We start from the raw sequence: 13,478 nt of genomic DNA, 5'->3' as shown, positions 1-13,478 counted from the left end.
TTACAATTAAATAAATCTCTTTATCTAATGATAAAGAGACACCTTGGGGTCTTTTTAAGTCATATAAAAAGATAGCTCTAACAATTGTGCATTGTGACCCGTTTTCCCAACGCTAATTATCCATAATTTCCTCTATATTATCCAATACAAATTTTTTACCCATATCATTTGCGACTACCTGCATATACTCTCTTCCGTCAAAATTTCTTTTAATTTCAGTAAATCCATAATCCTGTGAGATATCATTAATTGTGGTTCTTTTTTTACCATCATAAGTTTCCGTTTCAGTTAATATTCCCATTCTTTTTAACCCCTTATTGATTAACATACCTGATACCTTCCTGCTGACCAATGGATTTATTGATTTATTGATACATTTTGCTATTTCATTTACTCCAATATCTCCATCTGTAAATACTACATCCTCCTTTTGTTCCGGGGTAATAGCAAATTCTGTTATTTTTGTGTCCTTAGAGTAATCCCCTCTGATTACATTATCCAATACTTCTGACACAAAGAAAAACATCCTGATTATCCTAGGGTCGCTTAGTATATGATCATCCCCAACTTCTCCACCGGTGGTAGGATCTATGCCATTTGCCAACTTTTGAATTATTTCTTTAGCTTTTCCTATTTTATCTATGTCTCTAATCATAACTAACACCTCCAATTATTTAATGTTGATTTATTCTACAAAGCATTATAAGCAGGTTATAAGTCCCATAAGTCCATATTTTTCTTTATCTCGCCTATATGAGTGAAGTAAGGCGGAATTTGAAAATGTTGATAAGTTTATATCTATAATATTTTCCTCTTTAATGCCTTTTTCAATTAATGTTCTTTTATTTATAGTCTTTAAATCAATCAGAAATTTTGCATTTTCTTTTTTAAATATAATGTCCTTATAATTGAATTTATCCTCAAATAATTCCTTTACATCTAAATCGACTTCAAAATCATCCTTTTCAATAGAAGGACCTAGAACTACTAATATATCTTTGGGATCACAATTATACTCATTTTTCATTAAATCAATGCCATTTGCGCCTATTTTCTGCAATGTCCCCCTCCAACCGGAATGAATATTGGCTTGAACATTTTTGAAATGATCATATAATAAAATCGGAGTACAATCGGCAAATCTTGTAATAAGTGCTATATCCTTCTTATCTGTTATCAGCCCATCGGTATTTGGGAAATACCTTCCGAAAGGGCTCTCTTTACCTTGATATGTATCTTTAATGATTTCTATATTCTTAGTATGTGATTGATATCCATTATATAGAATCTCTGGTCTAATCTCTAATAATTTATATACTAGACTTATATTGTTTTTAATATCTTCTATTGATTTATTGGTTTTCATTCCTACATCCATATCTATAGTAGTAAATACATGTCTTAAGCCCAAGTCTTCAATCTTAGGAACAGTTATATAACGCTTATTTTTATATGTTAATATTTTATAATCCATAATACCTCCATATTTGTTTAATCTCCATAGCTCAGCCCAGGCAATTCTTCACTCTTATCTCTTCACTATCTTCTATTGTATCTATATCTTTTAATAAAATCTCATCTTGTACTTCTACTTTTTTAATTCTGGTAGGATTTTTATGAATTATCTCTCTTCCGCCTTTATCTCCTTCTACTTTAAGTAAATCCTCTTTAAAATCCGGAGGAAATATTATAGGCATATTAATTTTGCCTTGGTAATAAGGAATGACTATCTTTGAAGGACTTTCATTATATTCTTCAATTAAATTATTGATCAATTCAGAACTTATAAACGGCTGATCACATACGAAAAACATATATGTATCACTCTTGCTGTTTTCTACACCCAATATTACGCTTTGTGATTGCCCTAAATGAGCGTTTGGATTATAAACAGTTTTTATTCCGTATGAATCTGCAATTCGTTTGATTTCTTTTGTTCTGTATATTAGAATTATTTCATTCAAATTGGAAGCCTTTACCGCTTCAAGAACCCATTCGATAATCTTCTTACCATTTATTTCGATTAGTAATTTATCTTTTCCCATTCTATTGGAAAATCCTGACGCCATCACTATTCCTGTTATCATTTTATACTCCTAACTAGATATACTTATAAAATTTATTGAGTTATAAGCATTATCGCCTACTTTGAAATACCAATATCATGTATAAGTATATATTATAATAATTATATTTTTTTGTAAACGTCTACATCTTTTACTTAAAGGAAATATTATGAAGCATGTCCAACTATTGTGGGTTTAATTTAAGAATGGCCAGTGTTATACTTAAAAAAGTTACAAATTAGTTACAAGTTGTTGGTTGTTACTTTTAATTTAACTTTTAAGGAGGAATTTAGAATGAAAAGTAAAAGATTGTTTTGTTCACTATTAGTAGCAGTATTATTTGCATCACAGGTTAGTTATGCCGAAAGTTTCTTCGGTAACATTAGCCCAAATAAAATTAATATTAGCAAAAATTCATACGTATATTCACTAAATGATTTATATAATGGTTCAAAAAATACTTATAACCCAAATAAAAATTACACTAACATATATAAAAATGTAGTGACCATTCCAAACTATAATTGTAACTGGGGCAATACTGTAATACCTAGTAGACCTACTACTCCAAATAATCCTGAAGTCCCTACTAAACCGGAAGAACCAACAACACCTGCTGAACCTACAAAACCGGTTGAGCCCACAAAGCCAACAGAACCTACAAAGCCAGCAGAACCTACGACTCCCACAGCTCCGGCAGCCAATTTGTCAGCTGAAGAACAAGAAGTTGTTAGATTGGTGAATATTGAAAGAGAAAAAGCAGGATTAAAAGCTTTCACAGCAAGTAGTGAGCTTTCAAGAGTAGCAAGAGCAAAATCTGAAGATATGGCTAAAAACAATTATTTCAATCATACTTCACCTACTTATGGAAGTCCATTTGATATGATGAAACAATTTGGAATCAAATACTCCACAGCAGGAGAAAATATAGCTAAAGGGTATTTATCAGCTCAGTCAGTAGTTAATGGATGGATGAACTCATCAGGACACAGAGCAAATATTCTTAACCCAAGCTTCAATAAAATTGGTGTAGGCGCATATAAAGCAGGCAGTACTACTTATTGGACACAAATGTTTACAAATTAATAGACACATTTTTAAAATAGTTAGGGTTCTTAAGCCCTAACTATTTTTTATTAAATCAAATTATATTCACTTTATTATATCTATTAATTGTTTAGTCATTTTGGCCGTATAGCCCCATATTATATATTCTTTATACTTATAGAATAAAACTGAATTTACTCCTCTTCTCCATTTATACTTTCTTCCATCGGGTATCAAATTATATGGGAATTCATCATTGTCCACAGTTACTAAATCGAGATAATACTTGTCCGGTTCATTCTCTAAAAAGAAATTTACAGGTACTGTGAATATATGGTCTACTTCATCGTGATTTGGTTGAATTTCATCCACTATTATTCCGCTAATTATGGCCAAAAAACAATGGATAGTTATATTGGAATAGGAAATAAGATAATCCAATTCTCCTATATAATCTATATTTTCCCTACATATTTTTAATTCTTCTATTGTCTCCCTTATAGCTGCATCCATAAAGGCTTCATCTAGCTCCACCTTACCGCCCGGGAAGGATATTTCTCCCGGCTGGGACTCAAGGCTTTTTGCTCTTAGCTCATATAACAATTCCCACTCGTCATTTACCTTAATTAGTGGAATTAAAATGGCATATTTTTTATCAATATCTATTGGTTGAGGTGATCTTGATTTTACCTTATCGATTAACATATTTATATCCAATTATTTTCCCCCCTACCAAATATTAGTATTCATCGCACATAATTATACCTGCAATTTCCAAGATTAATTCCTTTTTATTAAACATACTGGATATATCAACTTTTTCTATGATATTTTCTAGTATAGTACCTTCGTTTTCTTCGCTTCCCTCTTCTTTAACAATAGGATGGCATTTAATTAAATCCAATAACTCATCATATTTGTAGATTTTAAATCTTTCAATATGACAAGCTTCAGCTCTTTTTTCCATAAGAGCGATAATAAAATCTTCATAACTAAAATCTTTAGCCAAACCCATAGCAGAGGCTAATTTGGGTATAATATATTCAAAAAATACCCTTTTATCCGGCAAATCCGGCGTCTTTATTTGGGTTCGGATTCTTCTTATTTGTTCATTGTCTATGGCAAATAATTTCCCCAAAAAATAATTCTCGTCTTTGTCAGTATCAATATAATATCTAAAACCTTTTAATCCTCTTATAGCTTTAAGTCCGTCAAAATAACCTAATTCTATATTGCTTTTTGCCTTTTCGCTTTCAAACTCATAAGTTGAACCGATATCATCAGAAGGAGAAATAATAATTGCATTTAAATCATATGAGCTTAATCTTCTGGTAAAACCCCTTGCATGAGTTCTAACTATGATTAAATCCTTATATCCTTTTGATTCAAGCAGCTTAAATGGTAAATTATCATAAAATCCACCATCCAAATATCTTTTTCCTCCAAGCCTTTCTTTTTTAAAAGCAGGCAAATAAGCCGATGCCAATAGATAGTTTTTAAGTTCCCCCTTTGGGATGTCATCTATAAAAATTTCTATAGGCTTTAAATCGGTAAGATTTATGGTTACTAACCCAAAATCCATATTTGAAGCTCTAATCTTCTCCTCATCTATATAATCATTGAGAAGGTTTTTAAACGGGGTAATATCAAACCCTCTATCGGATATCAGGGATTTCAATTTTTCAGTTAATAAAATTAAATCTTCTTTATCCAACTTTAAGTTTTTTAACCTTATTAGCTCATCATCATTTGCATCTATAACCATTGAATAGCTGACATCTTCCCAAAGTTCACGACATTTTTCAAAATCTCCTTGAGCTATCATCGCTCCATTTAGAGCCCCTATAGAAGTCCCCGCTATAGCACCTATTTTTAACCCTTCCTCAAGGATAGCCTTGTAAGCACCAACATGATATGAGCCTTTTGCTCCGCCGCCTTCTAATACAAGTCCGTACATTTGCAACACCTCTAAAGTTTATTATATTTTAATATAACCATTAAAGAAAAACTAATTCTTAATGATTATATTTTTATTACTCTAAGCTTGATGTACAATGCGGACATTTGACAGCATCTATAGGTATTTCTGTTTTGCAATAATTGCATGTTTTTGTAGTTGGTTTTGTTTCTTCTACAACTTCTTTCTTTTTAAATTTATTTAACTGCCTAATTATAAAAAAGATAGAAAAAGATATAATTAAAAAATCCAATACAGAACCAATAAATAGACCGTAGTTTATGGTGGCATCTCCTAATGATAAAGTCCATTTGGAATAATCAACTCCACCCAATAATAGTCCAACAAGCGGCATTATAATATCATCTACCAATGATGTTACTATTTTGCCGAAGGCACCCCCTATAACGACACCTACTGCTAAATCTACCACACTGCCCTTCATAGCAAACTCTTTAAATTCTTTGAGCATAATTTTAACCTCCTCCTTTTGGCCATTTATACCCAATAATATTTTATTAATTCATTTTGAAGATTCTGTGTTATAATCTTTATAAGTGATCCCTTCTTTACATTTATAGACTTTGAATCATCTTCTAATCAACTTTTGACTACACAATAAGTCTGTCTTGCAAAATGAAGGGACTTGATAATGTAAAGATCCTTCGTTTCACTCAAGGATGACATCAGCAGTGATTTTGGGTCTTTAATTATTAACTCTTAATTTTTACTATATTTTAACTGTTGTTCACTGTTACTTATTCACTGCTTCACTCTTCGCTCTTAGTTCTTAACTCTTCACTCTTTTTAATTGTGAATTGTGAATTGTGCATTGTGAATTGTGAATTGTGCATTGTGAATTGTGCATTGTGAATTGAAATATGGGAGGTATTGTATGTCAAGAAAAAATTGGAAAGATTATTTTATGGAGATTACTGAACTGGTAGCTAGCAGATCAACCTGCGATAGAGCCTTTGTTGGATGTATCCTGGTTAATTCTGATAATAGAATAGTCTCAACCGGATACAATGGCTCAGTATCCGGAAGCGCACATTGTGATGACATTGGTCATACTATGCGTGATGGACATTGTATAGCTACTATACATGCTGAGATGAACGCACTTTTATATTGTGCTAAAGAAGGTATATCTGTAAAAAACTGCACTGCCTATGTCACCCATTTCCCTTGTTTAAATTGTACAAAGGCTTTGATTCAAGCCGGGATTAAACAAATTTATTATAAACATGATTATAGGATAGATGATTATGCTGTGGAGTTATTAAACAAAAGCAATGTGAAATTTGAAAAGTTAGCTCCGTAAATGGACTGACTTTTCGACTAATCCAAACCATATATGTCTGCGAACTCAATGGCAATTCTTTCGGCATTCGTCTTTTTAGGAATATACAAATTATCATCCATACATTCACCAACAAAAGATATCGGCAGTTCTATAATAAATTCAGTGCCACTTTCCACATTTGTGTTCAAATAAATTCTACCATTATGCTCCTCAACAATCATTTTAACCAGAGCAAGTCCAATTCCGCTGCCTTCGCTTCTTCTGTTAAACAGAGTATCCACCTGCCTAAATCTATCAAATATTATATCTGCCATTTCTTTAGGTATACCTATTCCGTCATCCTTTACAGAAATCATAATCATGTCCTTATTGTCCTTTATTATAACCTCAATTTTATTTCCATTTTCAATAAATTTAACGGAGTTAGACAATAGATTTAGCATTACTCTTTCCATTAGATATGAATCACAAGCCATTATCTTCTCTTCAACCTCAGTATCAAATATTAAGGTAATGCCCTTATTTTTTATAAAATCTGCTACTGTCAGCGTTATATTTTCAATTATGCTTATAATATCCTGATTTTTCAATTCGATATCAAAAAATCCAGTGTCTATTTTATTAACATCTACTAAATTGTTTGTAAGTCTTATAAGTCTGTAGCAATTTTGTTTCAATATACTATTATATTCTTTAATTGTTGAGCAATTAAGGCAATTTCCTTCATATTTTAAATTATCTATCAGTTGAAGGATCCCTAAAATAACAGTCAAAGGCGTTCTGAATTCATGGGCTACAGTGCTTAAAAATATATCCTTGAGTTCATCGTATTCCTTTATTTTTTCAACGATAGCCCCTTGATTTCCATTTTTCCTTTTTATCATCAATTCATTTTCAGATTTTAGCTTTTCTATAATAGTTTCTAATTCTCTATTTCTGTCTATTAACATATTATTAACATCTACTAAATTATTATATGGTTCTTTTATATTAATCTTTACCAACGCTAATAATATAAAGTGATAAGAAACAAATTTTAATATATATCCAATTAGATTAAATATATTATCTTTCAAAATAAAATTTATAAAAAACAATTGCGAAAAAAGAAATGATGTTTGTCCTAATCTTAATAGATTGTTAACATGATTTTTTCTTAATTTAAGTGCATAATAAAAATTAAGAAAAATTATAGCACAAATAACGATTATATTATATATTTTAAAGTTCTTAATATATTGCTCCCTTATCAATAGAGCGGAAAAATCATTAAAATAAAAGCCGAACCCCAACATGACAATTGAAATTGAGCTGAAAAATAATATAATATTCCTTAATTTCATTTTCTTTTTAATCGGTAAGAAAGAAATTACGAATGAAAGGTTTTGCATACATCTTGCCATTATCCAAAACCTTGTTGATATATTTATAGCTTTATAATCAAATAGTTCTATTCCTTCACAAGTTGAAATATACAGAATATCAAATAATCCCACAAAGCCCAATGATATTCCTAATATCATAAGTTGGTTATCCCTGTTTATTCCATAAGTATTTATAGCCATGGATGATATAATGAAAGCAAAAATAATGCATAGTATCTCAATAAAAATTCGAATTATAGAGTATTTCTTTAACACTATAAAAATACTAAAAATTATGAAATATAACACATAGAGGTATAACTGCTTATTGTATAAATTAAATCTGGTATTAATTATACTATCATTTTGCATTTTTATTCCTTTTCTCCATTCATTTTTATTCAAAGACCAGATTTAATTATAATTAAATCAAATGACGATGTCTGTCAAAAAGTGTCAAATGAAAAAATTTTAACTTAATATCATAAATATTATTTAAATATTGCTTCTTTAGCCAATTTATCTGCCTCTTCATTATATTTTACTCCCGAATGAGCCGTTACCTTAATAAATACAACATAAAGCTTATCCTTTATTGATTCGTAGTATTTTTTATACTCTTGCGTGCCTTTCTTATTTGCTTTCCAATTGCCTTTTGCCCAGTCTTCTATACCTCTATAATCATAATAAAGATATAAAATTTTCTTGCCTTCTTTTATTGCATAATCCATAGCAAACATTGCGCCCTTAATTTCTCCTGCCACATTTCTCATTTGTGCCATTTCAATATCCTTTTCACGATGACTAAAAGTTTGTTTACCCTTTAATGTCAATATAACGACTCCATAACTATAGGTTTTTGTATCTAAAGAGAATGAGCCATCTACATACGCAATCATCTCATTTTCCTTTAACTCAGCATTTGGTCGTAAAGAAACGTCTCCTTCCTTTATAAAGTCTTGAGCTTCTTCAATGGATCTAAATTTTTTATATATAGCTCCTTTAAACTCTCTTACTTCCTTCTCGCACTCATCCCAAGAATTGTATATACCAGGATTTCTACCAGCTTTAACAGCATAATAAAATCTTGCCATAGTTCACCTCTAAAATTATTTTTGTATATATTGTAACATAAATTGGGTATTAAAATACTAAGTAATGACAAAAGTATATTTAAAATGATATAATATTTATATAACTTAATTCAATAAGTTTTGACAAATTGATAAACGGAGGGAATAATTTGGATATAAATCTAATAGGTGTTCCTGTACAATATGGTTGTGATAAGGATGGTTCACAAGAAGGCCCGGGGAGGCTTAGAGAATTAGGCATCAAAGAAGCCCTAGAAAATAATAGAAATACTGTTTATGATATGGGTAATATTTTCGTGCCTAATATATTGCCAGACTTAAAATATAAATGGCATAAAAAGATGAAATACTTAAACCCATTGGTGGAAATAAACAAAAACTTAGCTCATATGGTTTATTGCTCATTGTCCGCAAACTGCTTTCCATTCGTTGTTGGAGGAGATCATTCATTAGGAATAGGAAGTATTGCAGGTGCAAGTAAGTATTTTGATGAAATGGCTGTAATATGGGTCGATGCTCATGGAGACATAAATGATTTGGAAACATCACCATCCGGCAATATCCATGGAATGCCACTTGCAGCATCATTAGGCGTTGGTCATTCTTCAATTACAAATCTATATTATGAAGGCAGAAAAATAAAACCGGAAAATGTATATATTTTAGGTGCTAGGGATCTGGACCCCGGAGAAATCAGATTGATTGAAAAACTAAATATTAATTTATATACAATTGATTATATCAACTCTAATAGCTTAGATGGTGCTGTTAAAGAAATTTTATCTAAATTAAAAACTTCCAATGTTGATTCCGTTCATCTAAGTTTTGATATAGACGTATTTGATGAAAGCCTAGTCCCAGGTACAGGTACACCAGTCAAAGATGGGCTTAGCTTTGATGAAGGTAGGTACGTTTTAGATGAATTCATGGGAAGTAAGCTAATTACTTCAATGGATTTTGTAGAATTGAATCCGGCTTTGGACCAAGATAATAAAACCGAGATTTTGTGTATGGATATTCTTAGATTTATAGGGGAATTGTTGTAGTTTTTTTAGATAAACTTGATTTTTTATTGTCAAAGTTATATAATATATAAAGTTCCTATATAAGTATTTTTACATGGAGCTATTATGAGACCCATTTACAGGATTACTTCTTATGAATTTTACACATCTATGGGTCACAATTTGAATTAATAAAAAGGGGGGAAATGTAAATGAAGAAGAAAATGATCACTTTGACTATAGTTATGGTAATGGTTGCTTCAACATTGGTAGCATGTGGTGGTGGTGCCAAGTACAACGACGGTACATACGAAGGTGAAGCTACCGGTATGCAACCACTAAAGGTTTCCGTTGAAGTAAAGGATGGAAAAATAGCAGATGTTAAAGTTACAGAACATGACGAAACTCCGGAGATTTCAGATCCTGCTATTGAACAAATTCCAGCGGCAATAGTTGAAAAAAACTCAACTGACGTAGATGCAGTTTCAGGAGCTACTATAACTAGTACTGCAATTAAAGACGCTGTTAATAATGCTTTGGAAAGCGCAAAATAATTTATACAAAAAATACGAGGATTTTTCCTCGTATTTTTATTTTAAAGATTATATTCTCTTTCTATAGGAATCTGCGGGTTTATATGCTACTTTGTCTTTCAACCCCTCAAATTTCACTTCCATCTTATCTTTAATATCTTCAAAATCAACTTTATCCTTTACATCTTCAAGTTTTTCCTTTACATTTTCTAATCCTTCTCCGGCTTTCTCCTTTAGGTTTTCAAGATTTTCTTTTGTCTCTTCGCTTTCAACTTTATCCTTTAAGTCCTTTAATCCTTCCTTTATATCTCTTAATCCTTCTCCGGTTTTTTCCCTTAGATTCTCAAAGCTTTCTTTTGTCTCTTCGCTTTCAACTTTGTCCTTTAAGTCCTTTAATCCTTCCCCTACATCTTTTAATCCTTCTCCGGCTTTCTCTTTTAGATTATCAAGGCTTTCTTTAACCTCTTCACTTTCAACTTTATCTTTTAGATCATCAAACCTGTCTTTTGCCCCCTCAAACGTCCTATCAAATATATCTCTAAATTTATCCATGATAACCTCCCTTATTATTTTTATCTATTTTACCCCTAATTTAATTTATTAACCCAGTCTCATAAGGATATTCATCTATCAATTCTCCTAATGCAAAAAATCTCTTTCCATTTTTCGAGGTATAGTAACAAGTCATTAACGTGATAATTGGTTTTCCTCTTTCTGTTGCCATTTTATCTTCAAGCATATAAAATGCTGTATCAGGAACAATTCTTGTATCATATATCTCATATTCATAAATGCTTTTTTTGTCAGTAATTTTGACTATACTGCCAATTTGTATATCCATTAAACTTCCAAATAACAAGCTTTTATCCTTCATATAATGACCGGCTAAAGAATAATTCCCTTTTCCCATAACAATATCAGGAACCATGGTAACAGCGCCTGTCAATAGATTTGAATTTGTCATGCCTTTTAGTATTGGCAGGCTAATATTCAAATCTTCAATTGTTAATAAACCTATTATATCCTTATTGCTGAAATTTATATTTTCTGTAATAGTCGAAGTTATACCTACATCATTTATTGCAGAAAAATCATATATTGCGACCTCTTTGGAGTTTTCTTCTATCTCCTCGGGTGATATTTCTCCAACCATTCCTTGGGTTTTCTCAACTAGATTTTTTATAAGCATTTTATTTATAACAGGAGATAATATTAAAATTACCCCCACTATAATTAACAATGTTGAAAAAATTTTTATTCCAAATGCCTTTTTCAAATAAAACATCCTCTCAAATTATCTTATTCCATTTTAACACATTTCGAATGTAAAAAGGCACTATTAATTAAACCATATTTCTAATTCCCTTTGAGCTGATTCCTCTGAATCCGACGCATGGACAATATTCTTTGTTGTTGTATTAGTAAAATCTCCTCTTATGGTTCCCGGTAAAGCTACCTTGGGGTCTTTGTCACCCACCATAAGTCTCATCACCTGTATAACATTCTCTCCCTCAACCTCCATAGCCATTACCTTTCCGCTTGTTATAAAATCTACCAGTTTTCTAAAAAACGGCTTATCCTTGTGTTCTACGTAATGATTTTCTACGGTATCTATATCTGGAGTGATTAGCTTTGCCTTAGTTATTTTATATCCCTTTTTTTCAATTCTGCCAATGATTTCACCTATTAATCCTCTTTCAACACCATCAGGCTTAATCATAATAAAAGTTTTTTCCACTCAAAAACCTCCTATTCAATTCACAATTCACAATGCAAAGTTCACAATTCTTGGGGTCTATCCTATTTTACCCAATGTAGATTTTCTATAAGCAAAACTTTTAGAAATTTAAAAAATCCATCTCAAGATGGATTTTTTAACCTTATTTTTTCTTTCTCGTGATGACATCAAATACGACCGCCACTACTAAAACTATTCCTCTAATCATATACTGATAGGAAATTCCTACACCCATTAAATTCATACCGCTTGTTAATGAAGCCATAACCAGAGCACCTATTATTGACCCTGTAATCTTTCCGACTCCTCCGGCCGCAGACGCACCCCCTACATAAGCAGCAGCTATTGCATCTTGTTCGAACAAATTTCCTGCAGTTGTAGTCGCTGATTGAAGTCTTGCAGTATATAAAATTCCGGACAATGCAGCAAGCATACTCATTGAACAGAACACGAAATAGGTTATCTTTTTTACATCTATTCCGCTCAATTTGGCGGCTTCAGGATTTCCTCCTACCGCATATATATGTCTTCCTAAAACCGTCTTTGTGGTTAAATAGTGGTATATAGCCACTACAATTATAACTATTACTATAGTCCAGGATAGGCCGTTATACTTTGCCAATGTCCAGGTTATATACATTATAACCGATGAAATCAGTATAAGCTTTGCTATAAATAACGGTTTAGATAAAACTTCAAAATTATACTTCTCCTTATTTTTCCTTGACTTTATTTCATTTGAAATGAATAATATTATCCCAATAATTCCCAATATTAATGTAATAGAATGATAGCCTTCTATTAATTTAATATCCGGAATAAATCCATTTCCAATGGCATTAAAAATTTTATTTGGAATAATAATCGTTCCTGATTTCTCAGTTACCCTTAATAAAGCCCCTCTAAAGATTAACATCCCCGCTAAAGAAGATACAAATGACGGAATTCCAAAATTAGCAACTAATATACCGTTAAAAAAGCCTATTATAATGCCAAGAAGTAAAATTATTAATATCGTTAGAAAAACAGGAACTTTGTATGTGGTCAATAGTATGGCAGCAACAGCTCCCAAAAAGCCCGCAATAAACCCAACAGATAGATCTATATGCCTTATGACTATTACCAATGTCATTCCTACGGTCAATACAGCTATATAACCCATTGAATTGATAAGGTTGCTTATATTGCGTGGCGACATAAAAGTCCCATCGGTAAGTATGGAAAATATAATCATTATAACAAATAATGCTATAAACATCCCATACTCTCTTATATTATTTTTAAGAAGCAGTTTCAATTCATCAATAAACCTTAATTTTTCCTTCTCCATATCTTGTTTTACAGTTTGATTAGATTCACCCATATTTAT

16 protein-coding genes are annotated in these 13,478 nt (G+C 31.3%); 4 read left to right on the top strand and 12 right to left on the bottom strand.

The annotated features are described in order from the left end of the window. Nucleotides 1-112 precede the first annotated feature (112 nt). Genes H8707_RS06680 through H8707_RS06670 form a run of 3 tightly spaced genes read right to left on the bottom strand, consistent with a single transcriptional unit; the run spans nt 113 to nt 2,087 of the window. Entirely contained in the window at nt 113-655 is a 543-nt protein-coding gene (locus H8707_RS06680; protein WP_262429354.1) for a hypothetical protein, read from the bottom strand. Nucleotides 656-700: 45 nt separating this feature from the next. Next, on the bottom strand, nt 701-1,474 hold the full coding sequence (pgeF, locus tag H8707_RS06675; RefSeq protein WP_262429353.1) for a peptidoglycan editing factor PgeF: 774 nt from the start codon (nt 1,472-1,474) through the stop codon (nt 701-703). Between the two features lie 31 nt (nt 1,475-1,505). After that, nucleotides 1,506-2,087: a nucleotidyltransferase family protein gene (locus H8707_RS06670; RefSeq protein WP_262429352.1), complete on the bottom strand. Its 582-nt coding sequence runs from the start codon at nt 2,085-2,087 to the stop codon at nt 1,506-1,508. A gap of 273 nt (nt 2,088-2,360) precedes the next feature. On the opposite strand from H8707_RS06670, the gene H8707_RS06665 reads away from it, so the two are divergent. Next, complete coding sequence (locus tag H8707_RS06665; RefSeq protein WP_262429351.1) at nt 2,361-3,152, top strand: CAP domain-containing protein; 792 nt, start codon at nt 2,361-2,363, stop codon at nt 3,150-3,152. A 66-nt stretch (nt 3,153-3,218) separates the two neighbouring features. Here H8707_RS06665 and H8707_RS06660 read toward each other — a convergent pair whose 3' ends face one another. The 3 genes from H8707_RS06660 to mscL all read right to left on the bottom strand — a co-directional run bounded on the left by H8707_RS06660 (nt 3,219) and on the right by mscL (nt 5,542). Next, nucleotides 3,219-3,830, bottom strand: coding sequence for an NUDIX hydrolase (locus H8707_RS06660; protein WP_262429350.1), 612 nt, complete (start codon nt 3,828-3,830; stop codon nt 3,219-3,221). 22 nt (nt 3,831-3,852) lie between these two features. Continuing rightward, entirely contained in the window at nt 3,853-5,070 is a 1,218-nt protein-coding gene (locus tag H8707_RS06655; RefSeq protein ID WP_262429349.1) for a patatin-like phospholipase family protein, read from the bottom strand. A 76-nt stretch (nt 5,071-5,146) separates the two neighbouring features. After that, nucleotides 5,147-5,542 (bottom strand): large conductance mechanosensitive channel protein MscL, encoded by a 396-nt coding sequence (mscL, locus tag H8707_RS06650; RefSeq protein ID WP_262429348.1) that lies wholly within the window; start codon nt 5,540-5,542, stop codon nt 5,147-5,149. Between the two features lie 423 nt (nt 5,543-5,965). On the opposite strand from mscL, the gene H8707_RS06645 reads away from it, so the two are divergent. Next, a complete protein-coding gene (locus H8707_RS06645) occupies nt 5,966-6,394 on the top strand; it encodes a deoxycytidylate deaminase (RefSeq protein WP_262429347.1) in 429 nt (142 codons plus the stop codon). Nucleotides 6,395-6,411: 17 nt separating this feature from the next. Here H8707_RS06645 and H8707_RS06640 read toward each other — a convergent pair whose 3' ends face one another. Further along, a complete protein-coding gene (locus tag H8707_RS06640; RefSeq protein WP_262429346.1) occupies nt 6,412-8,112 on the bottom strand; it encodes a sensor histidine kinase in 1,701 nt (566 codons plus the stop codon). Between the two features lie 119 nt (nt 8,113-8,231). Then, the gene (locus tag H8707_RS06635) at nt 8,232-8,834 is read right to left on the bottom strand and encodes a ribonuclease H family protein (RefSeq protein WP_262429345.1); all 603 of its coding nucleotides are present in this window, start codon (nt 8,832-8,834) and stop codon (nt 8,232-8,234) included. A gap of 149 nt (nt 8,835-8,983) precedes the next feature. On the opposite strand from H8707_RS06635, the gene rocF reads away from it, so the two are divergent. Together rocF and H8707_RS06625 are read left to right on the top strand one after the other, a co-directional pair. Beyond that, nucleotides 8,984-9,880 carry an arginase gene (rocF, locus tag H8707_RS06630; RefSeq protein WP_262429344.1) on the top strand — a complete coding sequence of 299 codons (897 nt, stop codon included), beginning with the start codon at nt 8,984-8,986 and terminating at the stop codon, nt 9,878-9,880. A 170-nt stretch (nt 9,881-10,050) separates the two neighbouring features. Further along, entirely contained in the window at nt 10,051-10,392 is a 342-nt protein-coding gene (locus H8707_RS06625; protein ID WP_262429343.1) for an FMN-binding protein, read from the top strand. Nucleotides 10,393-10,440: 48 nt separating this feature from the next. On the opposite strand, the gene H8707_RS06620 is transcribed toward H8707_RS06625, so the two are convergent. From H8707_RS06620 to H8707_RS06605, 4 genes are all read right to left on the bottom strand, one after another. Next, complete coding sequence (locus H8707_RS06620) at nt 10,441-10,923, bottom strand: hypothetical protein (RefSeq protein WP_262429342.1); 483 nt, start codon at nt 10,921-10,923, stop codon at nt 10,441-10,443. A 40-nt stretch (nt 10,924-10,963) separates the two neighbouring features. Further along, nucleotides 10,964-11,560, bottom strand: coding sequence for a class A sortase (locus tag H8707_RS06615; protein ID WP_262429341.1), 597 nt, complete (start codon nt 11,558-11,560; stop codon nt 10,964-10,966). Nucleotides 11,561-11,710: 150 nt separating this feature from the next. Beyond that, nucleotides 11,711-12,109 carry a nucleoside-diphosphate kinase gene (gene ndk, locus H8707_RS06610; protein WP_262429340.1) on the bottom strand — a complete coding sequence of 133 codons (399 nt, stop codon included), beginning with the start codon at nt 12,107-12,109 and terminating at the stop codon, nt 11,711-11,713. 142 nt (nt 12,110-12,251) lie between these two features. Then, nucleotides 12,252-13,472 carry a sugar ABC transporter permease gene (locus H8707_RS06605; protein WP_262429339.1) on the bottom strand — a complete coding sequence of 407 codons (1,221 nt, stop codon included), beginning with the start codon at nt 13,470-13,472 and terminating at the stop codon, nt 12,252-12,254. Between the last annotated feature and the right edge of the window lie 6 nt (nt 13,473-13,478).

The organism is Paratissierella segnis (assembly GCF_014385195.1).
Lineage (GTDB): Bacteria > Bacillota > Clostridia > Tissierellales > Tissierellaceae > Paratissierella > Paratissierella segnis.
The sequence above is the reverse complement of the archived record's forward strand: the minus strand, read 5'-3'. Positions and strand labels throughout refer to the sequence as shown.